The organism is Saccharibacillus qingshengii (assembly GCF_013185195.1).
In the GTDB taxonomy this organism is placed as follows: Bacteria; Bacillota; Bacilli; order Paenibacillales; family Paenibacillaceae; genus Saccharibacillus; species Saccharibacillus qingshengii.
The window spans coordinates 97,800-124,103 of the sequence record NZ_JAAZWC010000005.1 but is presented as its reverse complement, the minus strand read 5'-3'; the positions used below and the strand labels follow the sequence as shown (position 1 = coordinate 124,103).

Sequence of the window (26,304 nt, the reverse complement as noted above, 5' to 3'; positions counted from 1 at the left end):
TTTGTTTCAATCCACGCTCCCGCATGGGGAGCGACGGAAATGGTTCTCCGACAGCTTACGTACTTTTGAGTTTCAATCCACGCTCCCGCATGGGGAGCGACGGCATTGCTCTCGTCGCCGGCATACAGTTTACCCGTTTCAATCCACGCTCCCGCATGGGGAGCGACACCATGAGATCAATGAGACGTTTGACGTCCCACGGTTTCAATCCACGCTCCCGCATGGGGAGCGACCGTAACGTTTGGCCACCCACGGAAGGAGCAAGTGGTTTCAATCCACGCTCCCGCATGGGGAGCGACAAGGTGTCGATAAACGGTTTTTTTACGTCACTGATGTTTCAATCCACGCTCCCGCATGGGGAGCGACCATGGCCCACGCGTCCAAACTCGGCATCGTTACGGTTTCAATCCACGCTCCCGCATGGGGAGCGACTCGGAACGGTTCGAGCCTTCGAGCTGACTCACGGGTTTCAATCCACGCTCCCGCATGGGGAGCGACGGAAGCGGCCCGGCCGTCGACATCATCAAGGAGGCGTTTCAATCCACGCTCCCGCATGGGGAGCGACAAAAATTGCTGAATAGCTTCAAAAGACGAAAGGTTGTTTCAATCCACGCTCCCGCATGGGGAGCGACCATCTACACGACGAACTTGAGTCCGGATCGGTTGGTTTCAATCCACGCTCCCGCATGGGGAGCGACCACCTCAATCCCCGTAGGCAAGGCCGGGAGGCTCGTTTCAATCCACGCTCCCGCATGGGGAGCGACAGTCCGGATCCTGCGCCGGCAGGTGGCCATCGAAGTTTCAATCCACGCTCCCGCATGGGGAGCGACCGGCAGGGTATGGAAGGGCCTATCGATCGCCGAGTTTCAATCCACGCTCCCGCATGGGGAGCGACCCTTCAGGATCTGACCGATGAAGAAGTAGCGAAGAAGTTTCAATCCACGCTCCCGCATGGGGAGCGACGGCACGCTGCAGAACGCCAAGCAGATCGCCAATGTTTCAATCCACGCTCCCGCATGGGGAGCGACGAGCCCACGCACGTCTGTCGCGTCTGCCCGTACGGTTTCAATCCACGCTCCCGCATGGGGAGCGACCTGGATGTGCCCGGTATGTGCGGCAAAGGTATCCGTTTCAATCCACGCTCCCGCATGGGGAGCGACACTACCACCCGACGCTTCGCAACCGGCTCTTCTCCGTTTCAATCCACGCTCCCGCATGGGGAGCGACTTGCCTGAAAACTCTCCAGATAGAATACATACGAGTTTCAATCCACGCTCCCGCATGGGGAGCGACTCACGAGCGTTAAAGTAGACGGCTGCTTCATCGAGTTTCAATCCACGCTCCCGCATGGGGAGCGACACGACTTTTGGAAGCTGGTGTTACAACGGACGAAGTTTCAATCCACGCTCCCGCATGGGGAGCGACCCCTTCGCCAGCTCCGCATACAGGCGCGCCCATGGGTTTCAATCCACGCTCCCGCATGGGGAGCGACAAGTCTCGCAAAGGCTATGAAAAGATTCCAGAGCGGGTTTCAATCCACGCTCCCGCATGGGGAGCGACGCGTCGTCCGAGGCGGAAGCGCTCAGGGCAGCGAAGTTTCAATCCACGCTCCCGCATGGGGAGCGACGTTGGGCAAATATCCGTGGTCGACCGGGATGCTGGTTTCAATCCACGCTCCCGCATGGGGAGCGACCCGGACGTAGCTGCGATTCATCCGGTGGAATACGTTTCAATCCACGCTCCCGCATGGGGAGCGACAAGCAATTCGTGAAAATCTGGTCATCGTACAGCGGTTTCAATCCACGCTCCCGCATGGGGAGCGACCTATGAGCCGGGGATGCCCGACCTTTCGATCTTGTTTCAATCCACGCTCCCGCATGGGGAGCGACCAGGCATACGGTGCCGATCATCACGAAGAGGTTGTTTCAATCCACGCTCCCGCATGGGGAGCGACCCGAGTCTGCTCTAAAATCTACACAATGACGATGTTTCAATCCACGCTCCCGCATGGGGAGCGACACTGGTCACATACTCCGAAGGGTTCGAAGAGGGGGTTTCAATCCACGCTCCCGCATGGGGAGCGACTCAAGAGTCGATGGATCGTGCAGAGTAATCTTAGTTTCAATCCACGCTCCCGCATGGGGAGCGACATAATCCCGGCGATGTCATTGTCTACAAGGGCCGGAAATAGTTTCAATCCACGCTCCCGCATGGGGAGCGACTACGCAGCCCGAGCTACCAGATAACATATCTTGGCAGGTTTCAATCCACGCTCCCGCATGGGGAGCGACTCTGACCGTAGGTACATCGGCGGTGCAGCTTGCGTCGGTTTCAATCCACGCTCCCGCATGGGGAGCGACAGAAGATACGACTTTGTTGCTTCGTCTGTTGGAAGTTTCAATCCACGCTCCCGCATGGGGAGCGACAAGAGCCAAACGGTCGCTTTCGGTGAAACCAAGCGTTTCAATCCACGCTCCCGCATGGGGAGCGACCCGCTTTGATGTTCTGCTGCTCCTCGGCCCGCAGGTTTCAATCCACGCTCCCGCATGGGGAGCGACTTTTGGAAGGTATAGAGGTCGTCAGCGGCTTGTTTGTTTCAATCCACGCTCCCGCATGGGGAGCGACGCGCGTTGTGCGAGTCCCTGCGTTTCTCATCCGGGTTTCAATCCACGCTCCCGCATGGGGAGCGACCGTATGCGCTTCTCAAAGTAGCTTCTGACTTAATAGTTTCAATCCACGCTCCCGCATGGGGAGCGACATTATAAATTCGTGATTTCCAAACGTCCCGATCTGTTTCAATCCACGCTCCCGCATGGGGAGCGACGGTCAGAACTCTCATTCCTGCTCTTTCAATGGGTTGTTTCAATCCACGCTCCCGCATGGGGAGCGACCCTTGCAAGCGGTTTGGAGAGTTTCGGGTATACGCGGTTTCAATCCACGCTCCCGCATGGGGAGCGACCCATTCGGATTTACGCGCTCTGGAAACCGAACGCGTTTCAATCCACGCTCCCGCATGGGGAGCGACGTTTGAAACGGTCGATTATCGCCCGAGTTGTACCACGTTTCAATCCACGCTCCCGCATGGGGAGCGACTAAATATCCCGGATGCTGTACCCACCGAAACCGGTTTCAATCCACGCTCCCGCATGGGGAGCGACCTGCTCGCTCTGATTGTCTTGTTCGGGTACAGCGGTTTCAATCCACGCTCCCGCATGGGGAGCGACCTGCGTGGCGTTTAAGTCCTTGAGGTACTCTTGGATGTTTCAATCCACGCTCCCGCATGGGGAGCGACCTACATCATCGCTCCCTCCTTGCCGATCTTCCCCCGTTTCAATCCACGCTCCCGCATGGGGAGCGACAAAGATTATTGGGTAGTGGCAAACGAAGAATATGTTTCAATCCACGCTCCCGCATGGGGAGCGACCATAACTGTTCAGCCGGGTCCGCTGCCCTTCAATCGTTTCAATCCACGCTCCCGCATGGGGAGCGACTTCGTGGTAGGCGGCCAGTTCCTTGAACAGAGCGTCGTTTCAATCCACGCTCCCGCATGGGGAGCGACCATACTGATCTGGATGTATTGCGTCTCCATCGGTAGTTTCAATCCACGCTCCCGCATGGGGAGCGACACGGCAAGCCACTTGTCCGTGACGCGATACTGGCGTTTCAATCCACGCTCCCGCATGGGGAGCGACTGCTTCTGTACGTCTCGCTGCTGCGGATTGCCGAAGTTTCAATCCACGCTCCCGCATGGGGAGCGACTTGTTCGATGTAATTGCCGATGTCCTTCGCCATCAGTTTCAATCCACGCTCCCGCATGGGGAGCGACCTGCATCGTCGGTGTATCCGTCCGTTCGCCACCGTTTCAATCCACGCTCCCGCATGGGGAGCGACATCCATCGCCAGCTGTATCACCGCCGACAACGTAAGGTTTCAATCCACGCTCCCGCATGGGGAGCGACACTCAAAACATACGTGACTAAAGGATTCATTACAGTTTCAATCCACGCTCCCGCATGGGGAGCGACATGCAATCAGTGCCCGAACTTCCTGTACATCTTCACGTTTCAATCCACGCTCCCGCATGGGGAGCGACTCGGAGCGTATATTAGCAAATACATGAGCAAAGAAGTTTCAATCCACGCTCCCGCATGGGGAGCGACGCTTGCCGTTCGGGAAGCTTGCAGCCTCTTCAACGTTTCAATCCACGCTCCCGCATGGGGAGCGACTGTTCGCTGTTTGGGGCCTTACCCCGCAAGGCTTGGATCCCCTAAAAGTGCGAACCTCAGAATCAGACTATCTAAAACCGGACAAAAAGACAAGGAAAAGTGTGTCAGCCCTTATACCATGCGGGGTGCGAACCTCCCAGGGATTTGATGAGAGCTTCAGGTTCGCACTTTTCAATCTGTTCAACAGGCGTGTGCCCATAGAAATGAGATTTTAGACCTCGAGGCACTGAAATGGGTTATTCTACACAAAATAGTCACTTGAAACAAATATTCGCAAAGGATATTTATGGATAAAGACGAATCTTAGTAAACAAGCACCCAGAATAACATCGAATTCGCATCGAAGGAGGATGATCCTTGCCCTACTACGCTCATACGAAAGAGTTGGAAGACGGATCGATGGGCCCCAAATCAATCTGGCAGCTGCTCAAAACTCATCTCACCGAGGTTGGAACTTTGGCTGGCGAGATGGCGCAGCCATTTGGGGCGGCGCCTTGGGCAGAAGCTGCCGGACGGTTGCACGATCTTGGTAAATACTCGCTCGCTTTTCAGAAACGCCTTGACGGTTCTACGAAAAAGGTCGATCATGCGACGGCGGGAGCGCTTACGCTTGTGCAGCAGTGGTCGAGCAGCGGCACGGAACAAGCGGCCGCGCGGCTGCTCGCTTACGTCATCGCGGGACATCATTCGGGTCTGCCGGACTTCGGAACGTCGGAAGCGGACCATAATGCCTGTCTGCGCAGAAGACTCGCCGGCACCTATGTTCTTGAAGACTACAGCGCGTTCCATACGGAGATTGTCCTACCGGCTGCGCCGCGAACGTTTCCAATCAAGCCGGGACCGGCTCCCGGATTCCAGTTTTCTTTTTTCACCCGAATGCTGTTCTCTTGTCTCGTTGATGCCGATTCGCTCAATACGGAAGCGTTCTCAGATCCATCCAGACACAGCCTTCGCAAACGTGAGGAGAATGAGCAGGAGCGTATGTGTCTTCTGTGGGAACGATTAAGGCAGCGATTTTATGATTACCGTGCAGTCAAATTCCACACGCCCCGCGGAGATATCGATCGTTGGCGCACCGAGATTTTCGAGGAAACAATCCGTCGCGCTGCAGACCCCAGAGGATTATTTAGCCTGACTCTTCCAACGGGCAGCGGCAAAACGCAGGTCTCGCTCGGTTTTGCACTGGAGCATGCGGTCCAGCACGGACTTCGCCGTATCCTCTACGTCATTCCGTACACGTCGATTATCGAGCAGAATGCGCAGGAGTTTCGAGATATTCTCGGCGAGGAACAGGTGCTGGAGCATCACTCCAACTTTCAACACGATTCGCATGAGCAGGGAACAGCGGGTTTCGAGACGACGGAACGCCAGAAGTTGGCGGAGGAGAACTGGGAGCTGCCGCTGATCGTAACAACAAACGTCCAGTTTTTCGAATCGTTGTTTGCCGCCCGGCGTTCGCCTTCTCGGAAGCTGCATAACATCGCCGGGAGCGTCATTGTACTCGATGAAGCCCAGATGATGAACGGCGGCTTTTTCCGGCCCTGCTTGTATGCGCTGGACGAATTGGTACGCAATTACGGCTGTTCGGTGCTGTTCTGTACCGCGACCCAGCCGCCTGCGGCCAAACTGCTTCCTCATGCCGCGATCCGGGAGACGGTAGCCGATCCGCAGCACCGATACGAACAGTTCGAACGGGTACAAGTGCGATTTGGCGGCAAAATGAATTGGTCGGAATTGGCCGAACAAGTCGAAGAAAACGGTGGGCAGGCTCTTTGCATCGTCAATACGCGGGGCAATGCCAGAGAGCTGTACGCCGTACTGTCCGGTCAATACGACGAAGATGAATTGTATCATCTGAGCGCACGGATGTGTCCGAAGCATCGTCGCGATATTCTGCACACGGTCAAAATGCAGCTTCGGGATGGGCTTCCCTGCGTGCTGGTCAGTACGCAGTTGATCGAAGCCGGCGTCGATATCGACTTTCCTTCCGTCTATCGGGAGCTGGCCGGTATCGATTCGATCGCGCAGGCGGCAGGACGCTGCAATCGCAACGGACGTCTCGAACGTAATGGTCGGCCCTGCCTGGGAAACGTGCTCGTCTTCGAAACGGAAAAAGGACTGCCGGACGGCTGGATGAGCCGCACGGGTACGATTGCCCGCAATTTGCTCGTCAAGTTCGGGGAGAACGATCAAAGTCCGCTGTCGATTGAAGCCGTTCGGGAATATTTTGCAGAACTTTTTTTCTACGGACAAAATGAAACGATCGACCAGACCGATAGCGAAGGCATTCTGCCGATGCTGGAGGAAGGCGCAAGGAAGATGGAGTTTCCTTTTGCGACGGTAGCCGAGAAGTTTCGACTGATCGACTCGCCGATGGAGACGCTGCTGATTCCGTACGTGGATGACGAAGAACGAGCGGCTGCATGGGCCCAGGGCGAAGATCCCGACGATCCGTCCTATAAAGGTAAAGCCAGACGGCTGCTTGAAGCGTTGAAAAGCAATCCCTATTCCATTCGTTCCATTATGCGCGCGCTCCAGCCTTACACGGTTCAACTGTATCCACACGAATACAGGGAGTATCGCCGTGCCGGAGAGTTGGATGAGATACGGGAAGGCATCTTCGCGCTTGCACGGCCGAACGCCTGGTACGAAGCAAAGACGGGAATCAAGCCGTATTCGCAAGAAAGCGCGGCTCGGGAATTGTGGATCATGTGAGGAAATATGAAAGGAGGAAGGCTCTAGTGGGATATGGGATCAAGCTGCATGTGTGGGGCGATCGGGCATGCTTCACGCGGCCGGAGATGAAGGCGGAAAGAGTAAGTTACGACGTGATGACACCTTCGGCGGCACGCGGCATTCTGGAAGCAATCCACTGGAAACCGGCGATACGCTGGGTGGTGGATCGGATTCACGTCTTGAACGAGATCTCGTTCGATTCCGTGCGGCGCAATGAAATCAAGAATAAAATTTCGGTATCCCAGTCGCAGATCAAATCGGCGATGAACAGACGGGAAGTTGTGCTGAATCAGGCCTCGGCAGAAGAGCGGCAGCAGCGGATGACGGTTATGCTGCGCAATGTGGCCTACATCATCGAGGCTCATTTTGAGATGACCGACAGCGCCGGCGAAACGGATAATCCGGAGAAGCACTACAGTATTTTCTCCAGGCGGGCACGCCAGGGGCAATTCTACCATCAGCCGTATTTCGGGTGTCGGGAGTTCCCGGTCAACTTTGAACTGATGGAAGAAGAGAAGTCGATGCCGACCTCGGTGTACCGGAACTTGCCCGAGCGGGATTTGCAGTGGATGCTCTGGGATCTGGAATACAGAACCGAAATATCGCCAAAGTTCTTCCGGGCGGTGATGCGCGAAGGTGTCATTGACGTGCCGGATCTGTATCAGCGGGAGGTGCGGTCATGATCGTGCAGTCCCTATACGAGCGGTATGAACAGCTGCTGCAGGACCCGCATTCGGGGATGTCCAAGCCGGGATACAGTTCGGATAAGGTTTCTTTTGTGCTGAAGATTGACGAAGACGGCGAAGTGCGCAGTATCGTGGATATTCGTGTTCAGCAGGGCAAGAAGCTTATGCCGCTGCGCATGATGGTGCCGGAGCATCCGGTACGTACAAGTGGAATCAAGCCGTTTTTTCTATCGGACAAAGCGGAATATGTACTCGGCATCTTGGCGGATAAGGAAGTGGGCATCAAATCCTCTCCTGCCAAATACGCCAGCAGTGCCGACTTGCATAAGCGTCTGCTGGCTTCTTCGAATGAGCCGGAAGCCCGGGCAGTGGTCGCTTTTTATGAAAAGTGGAGTCCTCAGGCAATGATTCTTCCGGAATCTCCGTTGTATGCCGACTTGCTGCGCATCGTGGGTACTACAGATAACAATCTTGTTTTTCAGTTGTCGGACAAAATGGGCTATGTTCATGAAACTTCGGAGGTGCTGCGGGAGTGGGATCTGGCGATTGCGCAGGCAGAATCCGGTGAAGATGCAGTACTTGGAAATTGTCTGGTCACGGGACTTGCCGATCAGCCGATCGCCAAAATCCACAAGGTCAATATCAAAGGAGTGCTGAACGCGCAGTCTTCGGGAGCGAGCATCGTTTCTTTTAACTTTCCCTCGCTCGAATCTTACGGCAAAAAGCAAAGCTATAACGCGCCGTTCAGCGAAGCCGCATCGGTCGGTTATGCCAAAGCGCTCAACCACCTGATTCTCTCGGAACGCAACCGTCTGCGCCGAATGGGCGATATGACGGTCGTTTTCTGGGCACAGCGTCTGCCGGGCGAAGCGAAAGAAGAATGGGATTTGCAGGAGGGCATGTTCGGGGCGTTCTTTGACGGGACATTCGGGGACTCGGCTGCCGGGAACGAACAGGCACAGCAGGAGAACGGAGAGTCGGTTGATCCTGCTTCAGAGAAGGTAGCCAAGCCTGCTGATCTTCCTATAGGCGAAGAACATCGGGAACTGACCCGCCAGATCGGAGACTTGCTTGGGCGGGTGAAAAATGCGGATACCGTGAGCGCGGATATGCTGCCGGCCAAAGACGCTTCTTTCTATGTGCTGGGGATGTCCGGCAACAATGCGCGGCTGGCCGTACGCTTTTTCTGGCGCAGCTCTTTCGAAGAATTGTTCGGCAAATTAAGTCTGTACGCATCGGATATGGCCGTAGAGCGTCCGGGCAATCAGCGGGTCGATCTGCCAACGCTGTTTAATATTATGCTCCAGACGGTGCGGCAGACAGGCGATCTATCCAAAATGCGTCAAAGTATTTCGGGTGCCATGGAAAGCGAATGGTTCCGGGCCATGTTGAGCGGAGGGGCACTGCCTTACTCGGTGTTCTCGGCCGTTGTCAATCGGACCCGTGTCGACGGGCAGATGTCGCCTTACGGCGAGCATGGCCGGAGCGCATGGATTCGGGCTTCCGTGATTAAGGCTTATCTGACTCGTCATGCACGCATTCATCAGCAGCACGAATCAAAGGAGGCATTAACGCCTATGTTAAATGAAGAAGCTCAATCAGTGGCTTATCGACTCGGACGATTGTTCTCGGTATTGGAACGGGCGCAGATGGATGCGGCAGGCGGCCCTGGACGTTTGAACGCCACGATCAAAGACCGTTATTTCGGATCGGCTTCCGCAACGCCTGCTGCCGTATTCCCGATTCTGCTCCGGCTTGCCCAGCATCATATGGCCAAAGCCGAATACGGACGTTTCCGTGATCGGGATATTGCCGGAATTCTGCAGGGGGTGGACGCGTTCCCGAATCATCTGGATCTGAAGCAGCAAGGGCTCTTCATGTTGGGTTACTATCACCAGACGGCTTACCGCGCTCCTTCCAAAAGCGGCGAGGTATCCGAGCAGACGGTTGAACATGCAAGGGAAGCAACAATCGAAACGGAGGTTACGAAATGACGGATATTCAAATCGAAGCCCAGGAACAGCAGACAGCAGGCGGCGCAGTACCAACGATCAACCGACACGAGTTTACGATCTTTTTCGATGTAACGAACGGCAATCCCAACGGCGATCCGGATATGGGCAATATGCCGCGGATCGATCCGGAGACGGGACATGGTATTGTAACGGATGTCTGTCTGAAGCGCAAAGTACGGAACTATATCGAGATCACGCGCGAGCAAGGAGAAGGTCATCGGATCTACGTGACGGAAGGTGCAGTCCTGAATGAACAGCATCGCAAAGCGTATCGCAGTGTGCGGGAGGAAGACGTCGACAAATTAAAAGAACTTAAACCCAAAGACCGTGCGGAATCGGCACTGCTCACCCATTGGATGTGCGATAACTTTTACGATGTCCGGGCGTTTGGAGCCGTCATGACCACCAAGGTCAACTGCGGTCAGGTACGTGGGCCGATCCAGTTCACCTTTGCGCGCAGTATCGACCCGATCTTTTCCCAGGAGACGACCATCACCCGGCAGGCCGTTACCCAGGAAGGCGCGGAGAAAGACCGGGAGATGGGCCGCAAACATATCGTGCCTTACGCGCTGTATCGGATGGACGGTTATGTCTCGGGGCATCTGGCGGAGAAAACCCATTTTGGTCCGGAAGATCTGGAGCTGCTGTGGGAGTCGCTGGTGAATATGTTCGAGCATGACCGTTCCGCTTCCCGCGGACAAATGGCTCTTCGCAAACTGATCGTGTTCGAACATGCGTCCAAGCTTGGCAGCGCACCGGCGCACCGCTTGTTCGAACGGATTGCAGCGCGCAAAGTCGTCGAGGCTCCAGCCCGAGCGTACACCGATTACGAAATTTCCGTCAATGCCGACGATCTGCCCGAAGGCGTAACGGTTAGCGAGCGATGATCGGGCAGCAGGCTTACGGCGACGACGAACTGCTGATGCTGTCCGGTCTTCAGCACTATTCATTCTGTACGCGCCAATGGGCACTGATCCATATCGAGCAGCAGTGGGAAGAAAATATCAAGACGTACGAAGGCCAACTGCTGCATGAACGTGCGGACAATCCGGCTTTGACGGAAAAGCGCGGGCCGCTTCTTATCTCCCGAGCGATGCCTTTGGTTTCGAGACGTCTGGGTCTAAGCGGCAAAGCGGACGTGGTCGAATTTCATGCCGCCGACGAAGAGACGCCTCCGGGGCACAGCGCCGTATTGGTCGGGCGGCGCGGCAGATGGATTCCTTTTCCCGTCGAGTACAAGCGCGGCAAGCCCAAGCCGGACGACTGGGACGAGGTGCAGCTCTGCGCGCAGGCAATTTGTTTGGAAGAAATGCTCGGTGTGACGGTAGCGGAAGGCGCGTTATTTTACGGAGAACGGGAGCGTCGGGTCGAAGTGGTGTTCACTGAAAGTCTGCGGGCACGCGTAGAAGGGTATCTGTACGGCATGCGGGAGCTGTACGAACGGGGAGAGACACCGCCCGCGCGCTATCGACCCGGCTGCAAATCATGCTCGCTCATGGATATCTGTTTGCCGAAAATGAAGACCGGGAGCGTGGATCGCTACATGGAGTCTTACCTGAACGAAGATTCAGACGATTGAAGCCGTTACTTGGAGATAGGAGGAGGAGGGTGTCTTGCGAAAGCTGTTAAATACGCTGTATGTTACGGCGGCGGATAGCTACCTGGCTCGGGACGGAGAAAATGTGCTGGTGCTGATGGGCGAAAAAGAACAGCAGGAAAAGTTCCGCGTTCCCGTGCATAATCTGGAGCAGATCGTCACGTTCGGATACGCGGGCGCGAGTCCGGCATTGTTTCACTTGTGCGCGGAGCGCGGTGTCGGACTGACGTTCCTGAATCAATATGGAGGATTTCAGGCACGTATTCAAGGCAAAGTAAACGGCAATGTACTGCTTCGTCGGCGTCAATATCGGATAGCGGACGGTCCGGAAGCAGTCGATATAGCCGGGCGTTTGATTCAGGCGAAGATCATTAATTCCCGCAGCGTGCTGCGCCGGGCCGTGCGGGATCATGCCTCCGAGATTGATGCGGCAAAAGTAACGGAAGCTGCTCGGGCGCTCAAACGTCTATCGCTGTCGGTCGTCAAGATGCCAAGCGGCGATACGATCCGGGGCGCAGAAGGCGAAGCGGCCCGGATTTACTTCGGCGTTATGAACGAGCTGATCCTGGCGGACCGAGATCTTTTCCATATGCATACGCGCAATCGCAGACCGCCTCTCGATCCGCTGAATGCCATGCTATCCTTCTTATACACCCTGCTGCGCGTCGATGTGCAGTCCGCATTGGAAACGGTCGGACTCGATCCGGCTGTCGGATTCCTGCATCGGGACCGCCCCGGCCGGGCGAGCCTTGCGCTTGACCTGATGGAGGAGCTGCGTCCGTACCTGGCGGACCGGCTTGTGCTGTCGCTGATCAACCGCCGCCAACTCTCCGCAAAATCTTTTATCGTCAAGGAAAATGGAGCGGTGCTGCTCAAAGACGATGCGCGCAAAGAAGTACTGGCAGCTTGGCAAAAGCGTAAGCAGGAGGAGATCACGCACCCTTTTCTGGGTGAAAAGATTCCGCTTGGACTGCTGCCGTACGCCCAGGCGCTGCTGCTGGCCCGGCATATCCGCGGGGATCTACCGGATTATCCTCCGTTTCTGTGGAAGTGAGAAGGGTTACATCATGCCGCCCATTTCGCCTATAAGAGAAAGGAAGGCTGTGGGTATAGAGAAAGGAGGCGCGATATGCTGGTGCTGATTACGTACGATGTACAGACGACTTCTCCGGAAGGAGCAAAACGGCTGCGTTCTATTTCGAAGATCTGCCAGAATTACGGCCAGCGGGTGCAGAATTCGGTATTTGAATGTCTGGTCGATCCGGTGCAGTTCAAGCAGCTCAGAACGCAGCTTGAAGACGTAATGAATCCGCAGACGGATAGTTTACGGTATTACATGCTTGGAGCGAATTGGAAGCGAAAAGTGGAACATGTGGGTGCCAAGGAGAGTTACGATCCGGAAGGGTTGCTGCTGCTGTAGGGGATGGTGCTGAAGAAATCGGAGGATGCTGGAAATAAGAAAAGAGTCTTTGTCTGGATTCCTATAGGCAAAGGCTCTTTTTGATGTTTGTCTTTCCATTAACATTCAACTGTGATCAACAAAGACAAAGAAATCTGTTTGGGTGTTTTAAAATATGTACTTCTGTTGCTGCCAATACACCCAATCTTCAATAGCTTGGCGGGTCGGCTTGTTGGTGCGGACTGGATTTAACTGCTCCAACGGAACCGTAAACTCTCGTTTCTCCCATTCAATGCGCACGCGGATTCGTTCTGTGCAATCTTCGGCATCCGCCAATCCAAGGACACGAACCTTTTCATGGATCAGCAGAGGGGACTGCGCGTCGGGATGTGTGCAGAGAGCGTTAAATGGAAAATTCATCGTGTCTTGTAAATAGGTGTACCAGCTAATGGCTCGTTCTTCCGGATCGTAAGCATCGACTATAATTTCCGAATGGATACGTTTTTCTCGTTTGGCATCTAAGGGCGATTCTGCTACCGGATCATCTTGCAGCTCGTCGTCCAGATCGTCCAAATCTTCTTCTTCATCCCAGAGCTCATCCTCGTTATCCTCTTCATACTGATCAGGCGCTTCACCAACGCTTTGGAAAATATACGGAATCTCCATACCCGGAGCGGGTTCTTCATCACCTAGAAATTCTACTATAAAGCGCCATTCGTCCCCGTAATCAAACAACAGCAGAAACTTTTGTTTGGGTTCACGGAACACTTGAGTGATCTTCTTTTTTCTTACACCCGGAAACAAGTCCTCTTGACCCATATCTGCAAACAATTCATAACCTTCTGAAGCGCGTGTCCAATTTTTGATGTTATCATAAAATCCATACATATGATCCATATCAAAATCAAAAGAGGTCAAAATAGCTTCAGCAAGATCAGAGAGAGTCGCATTTTGTTGAATGGCAATCTTTCGATAAGGTCGGCCGCGCACCGTTCCATTCCAGTCACTTAACAAAGCTTTGAATGTTTTGACTTTTTTGCTAAGGGCCATATGTAGTCCTCCTTGATCCGACTGATTGGATAGATTCATCTTTTCTATTCGACATTTCGTTGAGCGTTCCTTCCCATCGTAAATAAAATCATGATGACTAAAAAGGAGATTGAATATGAACTATATTGCGCACATCCGTCAATCAGACAAAGAAGAACAGGCGCTTGCCACTCATTTGATCCAGGTACGGGAATTGGCAGAGACATTTGGCAAACCGATAGGCGCTGCGCATCTTGCAGGCCTGGCGGGGATGCTGCATGACCTGGGAAAATATACAGATGCGTTCCAGACGTATATTCGCGAAGCTGTTTTTGCGCCTAGTACCGCTCCGAAAAGAGGCAGTGTGGATCATTCCACAGCGGGCGGGAAGTGGCTGTTTCATCTGTTTCACGATCCAGCCCCCGCCCCCGCCCCCGCCCCCGCCCCCGCCCCCGCCCAAAAGCCGATTCTTGGCCTTCTGGCTGAAGTTGTGGGGAACACGATTATTTCCCATCATGCCTATTTGCACGACTTTCTTGGCCCGAGCGGGGAATCGGCCTATTTGCGGCGTGTTAGAGACAAGGAAATTTCCGAATACGAGCAAATGCCGGAACGTTTTTTTGCGGAAGTGATGCAAGAAGCGGAATTTCGCCGATACGTGGATCAAGCCGCGCAGGAACTGGATGTCTACCTGAAGGTGCGGAGTCGTTCGACTCCCGAGCATAATCTTATGATGTTGGGCAAGTTTCTCTTCAGCGTGTTGATCGACGCCGATCGCACCAATTCCCGCTTGTTTGAAGAAAATAAGAGGGAAATATCTTCGGACCGCACCGCGCTGTTTGAACGTTATCATGCACGGTTGATGGAGCGGATCGAAGCTTTTCCGGTAGCTTCGGGCAGCCGTTTGCCGATTTATGCGCTGCGGCAGGAGATGTCCAAGCAATGTGAAAGTTTTGCAGCCCGTCCCTCGGGAATCTATACGTTGTCTATGCCGACAGGGGGCGGCAAGACGTTGGCTAGTTTGCGTTATGCGTTGAAGCATGCTGCAAAGTTTGGCAAGCAGCGCATTATCTATATTGTGCCGTACACGACCATTATCGAACAAAATGCAGCAGAAGTACGTGCGATTTTACAAGACCCGGCGAATATTTTGGAGCATCATTCTAATGTATCCGAACCTGCAAAAGAAGCCGAAGACGAGTGGGACGAAGCGGGCCATGCGATTCGGCAAAAATTGCGGTTGACTCAAGATAACTGGGACTCGCCGGTCATTTTTACAACGATGGTGCAGTTTCTGAATACTTTTTATGCGGGAGGAACCCGAAGTATTCGCCGTCTGCATCATTTGGGAGAAGCGGTCCTTGTTTTCGATGAAGTGCAGAAGGTGCCGACCAACTGTGTTTCTTTATTTAATGATGCGCTCAATTTTTTGAAGCATCGGGCGGGTTCCAGTATTTTGTTGTGTACGGCTACGCAACCGGAGCTTGGCTTTGTCCGCAATCGGCTGGAACTTGAACCAGATGCCGAGATTGTAGCGGACTTGAGCGCCGTATCCGAAGCTTTTCGGCGTGTGGAGATTGTGGATCAAACCGGGGAAGGGGCGATGGAAACCGAGACGCTGGCCGAATTTGCCCTGGAGTGCGCCGAAGAAGTCCATAGCGTATTGGTCATTTTGAATACCCGTTCGGTCGTCAAAAAGCTGTACCGCAAGCTGCGCGAAACAAGGGCGGAAGACGAAGTGTATCATCTGAGCACACATATGTGCCCGGCACATCGCCAAGACATTCTCGCAATCGTAAAAAAACGTCTGGAGCAGCAGCTACCGGTCATTTGCGTAAGTACGGCGCTGATCGAGGCAGGTGTCGATATTAGCTTCCACTGCGTCATTCGCTCACTGGCAGGTCTGGACTCGATCGCTCAGGCGGCGGGACGTTGTAACCGACACGGTGAAGTCGCCAGCCGTCCGGTATATCTCGTCGAACATGCAGAAGAGAATCTGGGCTACTTGCCAGAAGTTCGGGCAGGCCGGACGATTACTGGGAAAATGTTGCGAGATCTGCGATCGGATCCGGCCCTTTACGGAGGGGATCTATTGTCATCATCTGCGATGGAGCGGTATTTCAGACAATTTTATAAGGAGTTTGAATCGGTGCTTGATTATCCGGTGCCGACCCTTGACCGCAATATGACCGATTTGTTGTCAGCAGGTCAGAAAGGTTGTAGTTATGTACCGACGTATCGCCTGAAACATGGAAGTCAATCTAAACCGCCTTTGTTTTTGCTGAACAGCTATGGAACGGCCGCTCAACATTTTGAAGCCATTGATGGAAAAACGGCTTCCGTAATTGTACCTTATGGAGACGGGGAAAATCTGATTCAGCAGTTGGAGTCCAGTGCGACAGCTCGCTATATGTTGTCCGATCTGACGAAGTTGATGTGCGAAGCTCAGGCGTACGCGGTTAACATCCGGGAGTATGAGCGAGCGAATCTGGAACAGCGCGGGTGGTTGAAGACCTATTTGGATGAGCGCGTACAGGTATTGGCCATAGAAGGATATCGGGAAGATTACGGGCTTGATCTGGGCAACAACTAAAAAACGATCCATGACAAAGAACCCGCCTGTGTACGAATAGGTGGGTTCCCGTATGATAGACTACTTTTTTCAATCCGCGCTTTGCAGCGACATGGAAGCGAATCACAGAAATTTTACCACAGAGAAAGTCCAATGCAAAATCAATATCAACGTTCAAGTATTCTATAATACATAAAAATGATTGACCAACCATCTGACATCGTTTAGACTACTGGTAGATTCTCTCATTGGAAACAATCTTTGAGGAGGATCAATCGAAGGAACCGAGAGGAGGAATGAGAGGGTATGCGTAACAGCATTGAGTTTAAAGTGTATGGAAAGTACGCCTTGTTTACGGACCCGCTGACGAAGATCGGAGGAGAAAAGCTGACGTATAATGTCCCCACGTATCAAGCGCTCAAAGGAATTTGCGAAAGTGTTTACTGGAAGCCGACGATCACCTATTACATCGACGAAGTGCGTATTATGAATCCGATTCGCATGGAGTCCAAAGGCATCCGACCTATGGAATATGGAGGAGGCAATACGCTGGCGAACTACACCTACCTCAAAGACCCTTGTTACCATGTGCTTGCTCACTTCGAGTTTAATATGAATCGACCTGAGTTTGCATATGACCGCAACGAGCACAAGCATCATAATATTCTGAAACGTTCCGTTAATGCGGGCGGTCGCCGGGATATTTTCCTCGGTGCGCGTGAGTGTCAGGCATACGTTGAACCTTGTGCTTTTCACGAGGGGCGTGGATTTTACGAGGAGATCGACGAGATTCCGCTCGGGACGATGGTACACGGACTCAACTATCCGGACGAGACCGGTCGCAATCGACTGGAAGTTCGGCTCTGGGAACCGGTCATGCGTAACGGGGTCATTCGTTTTATTCGTCCGGAGCAGTGTGAACAAGTTCGAGATATTGCCGAGATGACGCCCAAGTCCTTTTCGGATGAAACGTTCCAGACGGTGGACGAACTGCTTGCGCAGATGGAAGCGGAGGATCGGCTATGAGCTTGCTGCTGAATTTGTACAAGACTTATGAAGCCAATGATCAACAGGTCGGACAGATGATGACCAAGAACAACGGTCGTGAGTATACACTGCTGCCGATTGCCCATACGACGCAAAATGCCCATATCGAAGTGACGCTGACACCAGACGGGACTTTTCACAGTGCGGAAGTGGTGGAAAAAGAGCATGCCGATACGCTCATTCCGTGTACAGAAGAATCATCCAGCCGCGCAGGGTCCAAAATAGCGCCGTATCCACTCCACGATAAACTTAGCTATGTCGCGGGCGATTTTGTCGCTTATGGCGGCCAGATCAAAAAGGAAGAGCCGTTTGCCGCCTATATTCGTGATCTAGGCAAGTGGGCCGACTCACCGGATGCTCATGCCAAGGTCAAAAGTATCTATACCTATCTGAGGCAGCGTCGGCTTATCGAAGATTTAGTGAAAGCAAAGGTTCTTTTTCTCGACGAAAACCAGCAGCTGATCGGAAAATGGGATAAAAAGTACGAAGCGTTGCATGGCGAAAAACCCCGTATATTTTCTGTTCTGGCGGGTGAGCAGGAGAGCGCATTAGTGCGTTTTAACATTTATTCTCCGCATGGCTTATTAGAAAAAGTGTGGCGGGACAAAGAGATGTACGACTCCTTTATCCGCTACTATAGTCGGCAGTTGGGTGAGGAGGACTATTGTTACGTCACAGGACGCAAGCTTCCGGCTACGGAGCGTCACGCGAACAAAATTCGCAACTCTGGCGATAAGGCCAAGCTGATTTCCTCTAACGATACGAGTGGATTTACGTTTCGTGGGCGATTTGTACAGAGCGGCGACGCGGCTTCGATCGGATACGATGTTTCGCAAAAAGCACATAACGCGCTGAAATGGCTCATTAATCGGCAGAGCAAGATCATCGATAACCGGGTCTTTCTCGTCTGGACTTACCAGGATCTCAGTGTTCCCGATCCTATGGATGACGGATACTCCCTTTCCCAATTGGGCTATTCATCGGACGCAGAGGATCATGATGCGGACGATCATGTGGAATCGGAAGCGACACCCACAGCAGAACTGGAGAGAACCGGAGACACCGGCGGAGATCTGGCACGCGAAGTCTATAAAAGAATTGCCGGGTATCGGGGCGATCTGGACTGGTCCGAAGATCAGATTCATATTCTGATTCTGGATTCCGCAACGACCGGACGCATGGCGGTCTTGTATTATCGAAGCATGAACAAAGAGCAATATTTTGACCGGCTGCTGGAGTGGCATACGAGCTGCGCTTGGCTGCATCAGTATCGCAAGAACGATCAAGGCGAGCGCGTTGTTTTTTATGGGGCGCCAGCCCCGCGGGATATTGCGCTGGCTGCTTACGGCTCCAAGGCGGGAGACAAGGTGATCAAAGGAGTAATGGAGCGGATGCTGCCTTGTATCGTCGATGGCGGCAAAGTCCCTCAAGACATTGTGCGCAGCGTCATGAATCGGGCGTCCAATCCGGTCTCTATGGATCGTTGGGAATGGGACAAGACACTGAGTATTGCCTGCGCACTGATTAATCAAAGGGAGGGTTACGCATTGGGTTTGGACAAAGAGAACGAGGATCGTAGCTATCTGTTTGGACGTCTGCTGGCGCTCGCGGATGTACTGGAACGCAACGCACTGGGCAAAGAAGAGAAAAGATCCACTAATGCCATTCGCTACATGAATGCCTTCTCCCGTCATCCGGAACGGACATGGCAGACGATCCAGGCAGCACTTCAGCCCCATCAAGCCCGGCTTGGCAAGGAGGCGCTGTACTACTCCATACAGATTGACGAAGTGGCATCCCGCATTCCGATCGAACAGTTCAATAACAAGCCGCTGACCGGCAAATACTTACTTGGTTTCTACAGCCAACGTCATGACTTGTACCAGAAGCGGGACAAGTCAGGTACACAAAACCTTGCTGATTCAGAGCTTCACTCAAATTCGGTACACGAAGGAGAAAACCACGAATGACAACATTGGATCATAAAATCGACTTTGCCGTCGTACTCTCGGTCACTAAAGCCAATCCGAATGGCGATCCGCTCAATGGTAATCGTCCACGCCAAAATTACGACGGTTTTGGAGAAATGTCTGACGTTTCGCTTAAGCGTAAAATCCGCAACCGGCTTCAGGATCTCGGCGAATCTGTCTTTGTCCAATCGAACGATCGCAAAAATGATACGTATGGCAGCTTGAGAGAACGCGCTGACGGGAATGCCGAATTGAACAAATTGATGAAAACAAAAGGCAGTTCAGGGGACGAGTTTGCAGCGGCAGCTTGTCGGGAATGGATGGATGTCCGTAGCTTCGGCCAGGTATTTGCGTTCAAGGCAGGCACCAAAGGCGAAGGCGTATCAGTCGGCGTTCGGGGTCCGGTCTCCCTGCATCCGGCAACGAGTGTCAGTCCGATCGATATTACAAGCACCCAGATTACCAAAAGCGTCAACTCCGAACCTGGCAGCGACCGGGGATCGGACACGATGGGCATGAAGCACCGGGTCGACTTTGGGGTGTATGTCTGTTACGGCAGTATCAACACACAGTTGGCTGAGAAAACCGGCTTTACGCTCGAAGACGCCGAGAAGATCAAGGAGTCGCTTCGGACTCTTTTTGCCAATGACGTCTCTTCCGCCAGACCGGACGGCAGTATGGAAGTGAATCACGTCTACTGGTGGGAGCATACTTCCAAGCTCGGCCAGTATTCCTCCGCCAAAGTACATCGCCTCCTGCAACTCACCACGCACACAGACGAGCCCAGATCGTTTGCGGATTATACCGTAGAGCTGGGCGAACTGGAAGGCTTGAAGGTTGAAGTACTGGAAGGGCTGTAAGCGAGTAAAGTAGGCTGTGATTTATAGAGGTATGAGATAGGGACAATCTATAGAGGTGGGTGCCCGTTTGAAGGGGTGTCCACCTCTATTAATGATAAAATTTCAGAAAATCATAGAGTTTATCAAGTTGAAGGAGATCACTGGACTGTTTCAATTCACGCACCTGAACGGGGTGCGACTAGGTCGCGGCCACATAAGGCGCGGACTGTGCAGGGTTTCAATCCACGCACCCGCACGGGGTGCGACCCGCTTGGGGATCTGGCTCGTTACGAGAGGGGGTGTTTCAATCCACGCACCCGCACGGGGTGCGACATCTGCGATCAGCAGATACAATGGACAGCACAAGTTTCAATCCACGCACCCGCACGGGGTGCGACTCAATCCCTTCGCTAATGTTAGCGGGGTAGTAGCGTTTCAATCCACGCACCCGCACGGGGTGCGACGTTTGAGCTTGCACGGTGCATTCGCCGCCAACGGGTTTCAATCCACGCACCCGCACGGGGTGCGACTTTTGCCCCTAATTTTGCCACATTTTAAAAAAGAGGTTTCAATCCACGCACCCGCACGGGGTGCGACTTGGATGCTGCCGGGTTCATCTGCGATTTCTATCAGTTTCAATCCACGCACCCGCACGGGGTGCGACAATCCACCATACTCGAAAAATACGCGAGAAGGCGTTTCAATCCACGCACCCGCACGGGGTGCGACATGAAGCCGTGCGAATGTCCGAAAACGATTGGGACGTTTCAATCCACGCACCCGCACGGGGTGCGACAACGCATCCGGTCGTCGGACGGAATCCCGGAAGTGTTTCAATCCACGCACCCGCACGGGGTGCGACTTCGACGTTTTACCGACTGTGATATGCCCATCCGTTTCAATCCACGCACCCGCACGGGGTGCGACCTCATTGTCCGCGGCCGGCCCATATCGTCGATGAGGTTTCAATCCACGCACCCGCACGGGGTGCGACACGTCGTGAGTATGTGGATAACGGACGGGATAACTAGTTTCAATCCACGCACCCGCACGGGGTGCGACATGAATGGTTCGAATTCTACATTCACAAATCCAAGTTTCAATCCACGCACCCGCACGGGGTGCGACGGCTGCAGGAGTGGCGCTGGACCGGATCGGAGAGTTTCAATCCACGCACCCGCACGGGGTGCGACGAGCGCTATGCGCGGCTACTGAAAGGATTGGAGGCGTTTCAATCCACGCACCCGCACGGGGTGCGACTTCCGGGAATTTCCGAAATATTCCCTCTGAACTGTTTCAATCCACGCACCCGCACGGGGTGCGACTTCGCCGCTCGACTCTCGATGATCGCGGATGCCATGTTTCAATCCACGCACCCGCACGGGGTGCGACAACGATCCTGCCGCTGGCGCGGGCGATCGAACAGGTTTCAATCCACGCACCCGCACGGGGTGCGACGAAGACACCGACCGCGGCTACCGGGTTTGCTACGGGTTTCAATCCACGCACCCGCACGGGGTGCGACGCCGACGTGCTTAGCAACATGGCCCAGTTCGTGGTTTCAATCCACGCACCCGCACGGGGTGCGACGCGATGAGCTTGTAGAGTCGCGAATCGAAGAAAAGGTTTCAATCCACGCACCCGCACGGGGTGCGACGAGAGCCAGGCTCTTGTCGGTCTTCTTTTTCTGCATGTTTCAATCCACGCACCCGCACGGGGTGCGACCTGCTTTCCGGCGCTGTATATGGTCGTGTCGAACAGTTTCAATCCACGCACCCGCACGGGGTGCGACTGTCGCGCTTGCACGCCGGTTGCTTCATATGCCGGGTTTCAATCCACGCACCCGCACGGGGTGCGACGATGATGCAGCACGCTCCAGGGGTTGATTACGTGTTTCAATCCACGCACCCGCACGGGGTGCGACGGAGATCCTGGACGAAATGATTCTTCACGATCCGTTTCAATCCACGCACCCGCACGGGGTGCGACACTTTGGTATCTGTGCTTGCGGAAGTTTCCCAGTCGTTTCAATCCACGCACCCGCACGGGGTGCGACGCGCCCGGATTCGGGTTTTTTTCGTGCCTTTGAGTTTCAATCCACGCACCCGCACGGGGTGCGACTAATCAGCCAGCTCAACGAAGACGGCACGCTGCAGTTTCAATCCACGCACCCGCACGGGGTGCGACTACTCATTGTTCATCGACTGGACGATTTGATCGAGTTTCAATCCACGCACCCGCACGGGGTGCGACTCTTTTTCAAAGTGGATAAAGGAAGGATTCGACGTTTCAATCCACGCACCCGCACGGGGTGCGACAAGTATGACGCAGACTCCATCTTTAATAAGTACGGGTTTCAATCCACGCACCCGCACGGGGTGCGACACCTTTATGAAGCTTGTAGCTGTATCGTAGAACAGGTTTCAATCCACGCACCCGCACGGGGTGCGACGCAGAACGACCCCGGGTAATAAGGTGACATGGGTGTTTCAATCCACGCACCCGCACGGGGTGCGACAAATGCTGGTGGCTTTTCTCATGGGGAAAAGTATGTTTCAATCCACGCACCCGCACGGGGTGCGACCACCTCGTTGCATCCAATCCCTGCGACGGGTCGGGCGTTTCAATCCACGCACCCGCACGGGGTGCGACCATTCGCTCTTGGATCGCGTGTCGCCTGCGACCTGTTTCAATCCACGCACCCGCACGGGGTGCGACCAAAGTAATCCTTCACGATCCGGTCGATTAACGGGTTTCAATCCACGCACCCGCACGGGGTGCGACACATGTACCTGATCGACCAGATACGAGCCAAGATGTTTCAATCCACGCACCCGCACGGGGTGCGACCCTGAAAAGTTCACAATAAATCGGAGAGCAAGCGGAGTTTCAATCCACGCACCCGCACGGGGTGCGACTGTTCGCCTTATCCGCCCAAGCCCGGCAAGGCTTCGGAACTCCAAAAGTGCGAACCTCAAAACCAGACTAGCGAAAAAGTGACAAAAATACAAGCCAAATCGTTCTATCCCTTAATTGGTGCGGGGTGCGAACCTCCCGGAGATTTCATGGGAGCTTGAGGTTCGCACTTTTGCTCTATGTTTGTCTGTACTTTATAGAAGAAAACGGCCGCTCAAGCCTCTGGACAAACAGTCTGTCCTGTCCCAAAATTGCAAACCGCTCCGCGTTACTTTACCATGAAAGATAGAAGGCAAACCGGCGGTGCCGGTTCGGCCCGGAATGAAGCCCCCGAAAGGAACCTCCATCATGACCCTGACGGTCCTGTTTGCGGCCTCGCCGCTTAACCTCAAAGAGGTGGACGACAGTTACGCGGACGAGTATCGCTGTGCGCAGGCGGCCGGTCTATTCGTCGGTCTGATCGACCTTGACCCGCTGCTGCTCGGCGCAAGTCCGCAGCAGGCGGTGAAACGGCTGAGCCGGCCTGACAGCTGCGAACCGGGACCTGCGCTGTACCGCGGCTGGATGCTGCGCCCGGGCGATTACACGCGGCTGTACGAGGCGCTGCTCACCCGCAATCTGCGGTTGATCAATTCGCCGCAGCATTATATGCATACGCATTACCTGCCGGAGTCGTATCCGAAGATCGAAGGGGTCACGCCGGAATCGGTCTGGTTCCCTGTGAGAGATCGAACCGCCGTCGAAGAAGCCGGATCGCGGGCCGTCGAAGCCGTGCGGCGGTTCGGAGACCGGCCGATCATCGTCAAGGATTACGTGAAATCGCGCAAGCATGAATGGACAGAAGCCTGTTATATCCCGGATGCTTCGGACCAAGGCCGGGTACGGCAGACGGTGCGGCGGCTGCTGGAACTTCAGGGCGCGGAGTTCAGCGAAGGCTTGGTGTTCCGGGCTTTTGAAGAACTGGAGGCATTGTCCCTGCACCCGCAGAGCGGCATGCCGCTGTCGCGCGAGATCCGGGTATTCGTGCTTGACGGCGAGCCGGTATTCGTCTCGACCTATTGGGAAGCGGGCGAAGACGCAGCCTTTAATGAGAGATTGGGCGAATTCGAGGAGATTATCCGGTCGGTGGAGAGCCGATTTTTCACGATAGATTTTGCCAAAACGAAAAAAGGGCCGTGGATCGTTCTGGAACTTGGCGACGGCCAGGTGGCCGGACTGCCGGACGACACGCCGCCCGCACTCTTTTACGGAAAGTTGAAACAGCAGTGGGACAGCACGGATCAGCCTATTGACGGCTCTTGATTGGCGGGAGCGAAGAGGCTTACGTACAGACCTAGTACCTTGACCGAATCAAATCTGAGGTTTGCGTTCATCGGAAACACGCACGGTTCAAGTGGGTTTTCGAGGGGCGTAAACTAACCTCTTTATCGGTCAAGGTATTAGTACCCTTTCAACTCTTAATCCGAGGTTTATGTTTTCCTGAAACGCACACGCTTTAGGTGCGATTCCGTCGGAGACTTCGTACACGCTTCAGGTACGAAATCTCAGGGGAGCGTAACCTTACCTTTAGTGTTGACAAGGTACCAGCCTTTCGCTTATCCATGGAAGGAGAATAAACATGAATCAAAATGATCGGGAAGAACGTCAATCCGACAAGCAGGGCGAAGCGGTGAACACAAACGACAAGAAATGGATCGGTTTTGGGCTTGCGATCGGAACGTCGTTTGGCATGCTGCTGGGGCTGATGCTTCATAATCTGGCGATTGGAATGCCGCTCGGAATGGTGCTTGGGCTTATATTCGGTACAGCTCTGCAAAAGCGCAAAGACAAAGAACGAGCTAACCAAGATTAAATCGGCGAAGCAGCCGCAGGATGGTACAGGACTCCGTGCAGCTTTTGCCCTCTGCATGCGCAGTCTATAGAGAACAGGAGGGCTTTCGATATGAATGCCGTGAAGGATATGCTGGATAACCATAAGAAAATCGCCCGTTGGGCCGCTCTGCCCGAACATGCTCCGGCTATTGGCTGGATCGTGCGCGGAGAGAAGTTTTATTGGACGCCGGGCGTGAATACCGGTGCAGGCAAGCCGCAGTACGAGATTGGTTCGATCACCAAGACGATGACCGCTTTTCGTCTGGCACAGGGAGAGCAGGAGGGACTGTGGGAACCTGCAGACACGTTGGCCAAGCTGATTCCGGAACTGGAAAGCAGCGATTTTGCCCGTCGGGCCACGCTGCGTCAGCTGGCGACGCATACGTCGGGCTTGACCCGTCTGGCGAAGAACCAGGTGCTGATGTCGATGAAAAAAGACAAAAGCAACCCGTACGCCGCCTATACCGAAGAACATCTGCTCGAGGCCGTGCTGGAAGAGAAATTCCGCAGCGGGGCCAAGCACGAATATTCGAATTATGGCTACGGTCTGCTCGGATGGGCACTGGGCCGGATCTCCGGCGTACCGCTGCATGAAGCGCTGCGGCGGGAATTGTTCGATCCGCTCGGCATGAGCGGGACCGTCATGCCGGTATTGGACACGGCCGGCTCCGAATCGGAGTCCGAAGCCGCGTCTGTCGCGGCGGGTGCCGTCTCGGCCGAAGCCGGAGCGCGGAAGAAAGCGCCGGGCGGCAAGAAACCTGCTGCATCCGCGTCTACCGTATTGGTTCCCGGCTTCGCCCCCGGCGGACGTCCGGTGCCGCATTGGGATTTTACTTCCGCGATGGCCGGCGCGGGCGCCGTGCGTTCGACGGTTCCCGATATGCTAACGTATCTGGAAGCGCAGCTGGGGCAGCATCCGGCGGCGGCCGCGTTCGAGCCGGCGCTGCTGGCCTGCCAGAACGAACAGGCTTCCGTCGCGCCTTCCAAAGGCGTCGGGATCGGGTATGCTTGGATGCGTTCCATGCGCAAAGACGGTACCGTCACACATTGGCATAACGGGGGAACCTACGGTGCGAGCAGCTTTGCCGCGTTCAACCGGGACCTGCAGTCCGGATTCGTGATCTTGTCCAATCGGGGGGTCAGCCTCGCCGGCCAGCTCAAACAGATGATCGGCATGGGCGAGCTGAGTACGGACAAAGCTGCGCATCTGGTAGCGGAAGTGCTGTTCAAGAACGGCTAATTTCCCCGCAATCTCAAAAAGGTAGCCGATCGAAAGGTCGCGTCAGGAAAGGCTTCGTGGATCAGCGCGGAGCCTTTTTTGCTGTCTTTTCCAAATTAAGCTTGCCTCTCCAATCAACCTGTGCTATTTTTAAAAACATAAAAACGTTTTTATAAAAGGA

15 protein-coding genes and 2 CRISPR repeat arrays (1 of these 17 cut by a window edge) are annotated in these 26,304 nt (G+C 54.4%); of the genes, 14 read left to right on the top strand and 1 reads right to left on the bottom strand.

Going from position 1 to position 26,304, the window contains the following annotated elements:
• Window positions 1–4,226: a CRISPR direct-repeat array (repeat unit 32 nt; unit sequence GTTTCAATCCACGCTCCCGCATGGGGAGCGAC); it reaches 2,603 nt to the left of the window's first position.
• A gap of 357 nt (window positions 4,227–4,583) precedes the next feature.
• The 7 genes from cas3 (HRQ60_RS06430) to cas2 all read left to right on the top strand — a co-directional run bounded on the left by cas3 (HRQ60_RS06430) (window position 4,584) and on the right by cas2 (window position 12,680).
• A complete protein-coding gene (gene cas3 / locus HRQ60_RS06430; RefSeq protein WP_172194822.1) occupies window positions 4,584–6,941 on the top strand; it encodes a CRISPR-associated helicase Cas3' in 2,358 nt (785 codons plus the stop codon).
• A 26-nt stretch (window positions 6,942–6,967) separates the two neighbouring features.
• Window positions 6,968–7,645, top strand: coding sequence for a type I-C CRISPR-associated protein Cas5c (gene cas5c / locus HRQ60_RS06425; protein WP_172194821.1), 678 nt, complete (start codon window positions 6,968–6,970; stop codon window positions 7,643–7,645).
• On the top strand, window positions 7,642–9,642 hold the full coding sequence (gene cas8c, locus HRQ60_RS06420; RefSeq protein WP_172194820.1) for a type I-C CRISPR-associated protein Cas8c/Csd1: 2,001 nt from the start codon (window positions 7,642–7,644) through the stop codon (window positions 9,640–9,642). The genes cas5c (HRQ60_RS06425) and cas8c (HRQ60_RS06420) overlap by 4 nt, the downstream gene beginning before the upstream one ends.
• Window positions 9,639–10,550, top strand: a complete 912-nt coding sequence (gene cas7c, locus HRQ60_RS06415) for a type I-C CRISPR-associated protein Cas7/Csd2 (RefSeq protein WP_172194819.1) — start codon at window positions 9,639–9,641, stop codon at window positions 10,548–10,550. The genes cas8c (HRQ60_RS06420) and cas7c (HRQ60_RS06415) overlap by 4 nt, the downstream gene beginning before the upstream one ends.
• Complete coding sequence (gene cas4 / locus HRQ60_RS06410) at window positions 10,547–11,242, top strand: CRISPR-associated protein Cas4 (protein ID WP_172194818.1); 696 nt, start codon at window positions 10,547–10,549, stop codon at window positions 11,240–11,242. Before cas7c (HRQ60_RS06415) ends, cas4 begins: the two co-directional genes overlap by 4 nt.
• Window positions 11,243–11,276: 34 nt before the next feature.
• Window positions 11,277–12,314 (top strand): type I-C CRISPR-associated endonuclease Cas1c, encoded by a 1,038-nt coding sequence (gene cas1c, locus HRQ60_RS06405; RefSeq protein WP_172194817.1) that lies wholly within the window; start codon window positions 11,277–11,279, stop codon window positions 12,312–12,314.
• Between the two features lie 75 nt (window positions 12,315–12,389).
• Window positions 12,390–12,680, top strand: a complete 291-nt coding sequence (gene cas2 / locus HRQ60_RS06400; protein ID WP_172194816.1) for a CRISPR-associated endonuclease Cas2 — start codon at window positions 12,390–12,392, stop codon at window positions 12,678–12,680.
• 147 nt (window positions 12,681–12,827) lie between these two features.
• On the opposite strand, the gene HRQ60_RS06395 is transcribed toward cas2, so the two are convergent.
• Window positions 12,828–13,709, bottom strand: coding sequence for a calcium-binding protein (locus tag HRQ60_RS06395; RefSeq protein ID WP_172194815.1), 882 nt, complete (start codon window positions 13,707–13,709; stop codon window positions 12,828–12,830).
• A 115-nt stretch (window positions 13,710–13,824) separates the two neighbouring features.
• On the opposite strand from HRQ60_RS06395, the gene cas3 (HRQ60_RS06390) reads away from it, so the two are divergent.
• The 7 genes from cas3 (HRQ60_RS06390) (at window position 13,825) to HRQ60_RS06360 (ending at window position 26,144) form a co-directional block, all read left to right on the top strand.
• Window positions 13,825–16,281 carry a CRISPR-associated helicase Cas3' gene (cas3, locus tag HRQ60_RS06390; protein ID WP_172194814.1) on the top strand — a complete coding sequence of 819 codons (2,457 nt, stop codon included), beginning with the start codon at window positions 13,825–13,827 and terminating at the stop codon, window positions 16,279–16,281.
• 285 nt (window positions 16,282–16,566) lie between these two features.
• The gene (gene cas5c, locus HRQ60_RS06385; RefSeq protein ID WP_172194813.1) at window positions 16,567–17,286 is read left to right on the top strand and encodes a type I-C CRISPR-associated protein Cas5c; all 720 of its coding nucleotides are present in this window, start codon (window positions 16,567–16,569) and stop codon (window positions 17,284–17,286) included.
• The gene (cas8c, locus tag HRQ60_RS06380) at window positions 17,283–19,277 is read left to right on the top strand and encodes a type I-C CRISPR-associated protein Cas8c/Csd1 (RefSeq protein ID WP_172194812.1); all 1,995 of its coding nucleotides are present in this window, start codon (window positions 17,283–17,285) and stop codon (window positions 19,275–19,277) included. The genes cas5c (HRQ60_RS06385) and cas8c (HRQ60_RS06380) overlap by 4 nt, the downstream gene beginning before the upstream one ends.
• Window positions 19,274–20,137 (top strand): type I-C CRISPR-associated protein Cas7/Csd2, encoded by an 864-nt coding sequence (gene cas7c, locus HRQ60_RS06375; RefSeq protein WP_172194811.1) that lies wholly within the window; start codon window positions 19,274–19,276, stop codon window positions 20,135–20,137. Before cas8c (HRQ60_RS06380) ends, cas7c (HRQ60_RS06375) begins: the two co-directional genes overlap by 4 nt.
• Window positions 20,138–20,284: 147 nt before the next feature.
• Window positions 20,285–23,034: direct repeats of the CRISPR family, unit length 32 nt; unit sequence GTTTCAATCCACGCACCCGCACGGGGTGCGAC.
• 346 nt (window positions 23,035–23,380) lie between these two features.
• Window positions 23,381–24,334 (top strand): ATP-grasp domain-containing protein, encoded by a 954-nt coding sequence (locus HRQ60_RS06370; protein WP_172194810.1) that lies wholly within the window; start codon window positions 23,381–23,383, stop codon window positions 24,332–24,334.
• 316 nt (window positions 24,335–24,650) lie between these two features.
• Complete coding sequence (locus tag HRQ60_RS06365) at window positions 24,651–24,884, top strand: glycine zipper domain-containing protein (RefSeq protein WP_216671498.1); 234 nt, start codon at window positions 24,651–24,653, stop codon at window positions 24,882–24,884.
• Between the two features lie 90 nt (window positions 24,885–24,974).
• A complete protein-coding gene (locus tag HRQ60_RS06360) occupies window positions 24,975–26,144 on the top strand; it encodes a serine hydrolase domain-containing protein (protein WP_172194809.1) in 1,170 nt (389 codons plus the stop codon).
• The last annotated feature ends 160 nt before the right edge of the window (window positions 26,145–26,304 follow it).

Bases quoted from the DNA above. Each gene is read 5' to 3' on its own strand.
- cas8c (WP_172194812.1), top strand. From the start codon at position 17,283: ATGAGCTTGCTGCTGAATTTGTACAAGACTTATGAAGCCAATGATCAA.
- cas7c (WP_172194811.1), top strand. From the start codon at position 19,274: ATGACAACATTGGATCATAAAATCGACTTTGCCGTCGTACTCTCGGTC.
- cas4 (WP_172194818.1), top strand. From the start codon at position 10,547: ATGATCGGGCAGCAGGCTTACGGCGACGACGAACTGCTGATGCTGTCC.
- cas7c (WP_172194819.1), top strand. From the start codon at position 9,639: ATGACGGATATTCAAATCGAAGCCCAGGAACAGCAGACAGCAGGCGGC.
- cas5c (WP_172194813.1), top strand. From the start codon at position 16,567: ATGCGTAACAGCATTGAGTTTAAAGTGTATGGAAAGTACGCCTTGTTT.
- cas3 (WP_172194814.1), top strand. From the start codon at position 13,825: ATGAACTATATTGCGCACATCCGTCAATCAGACAAAGAAGAACAGGCG.
- cas8c (WP_172194820.1), top strand. From the start codon at position 7,642: ATGATCGTGCAGTCCCTATACGAGCGGTATGAACAGCTGCTGCAGGAC.
- HRQ60_RS06365 (WP_216671498.1), top strand. From the start codon at position 24,651: ATGAATCAAAATGATCGGGAAGAACGTCAATCCGACAAGCAGGGCGAA.
- HRQ60_RS06395 (WP_172194815.1), bottom strand. From the start codon at position 13,709: ATGGCCCTTAGCAAAAAAGTCAAAACATTCAAAGCTTTGTTAAGTGAC.
- HRQ60_RS06360 (WP_172194809.1), top strand. From the start codon at position 24,975: ATGAATGCCGTGAAGGATATGCTGGATAACCATAAGAAAATCGCCCGT.
- cas2 (WP_172194816.1), top strand. From the start codon at position 12,390: ATGCTGGTGCTGATTACGTACGATGTACAGACGACTTCTCCGGAAGGA.
- HRQ60_RS06370 (WP_172194810.1), top strand. From the start codon at position 23,381: ATGACCCTGACGGTCCTGTTTGCGGCCTCGCCGCTTAACCTCAAAGAG.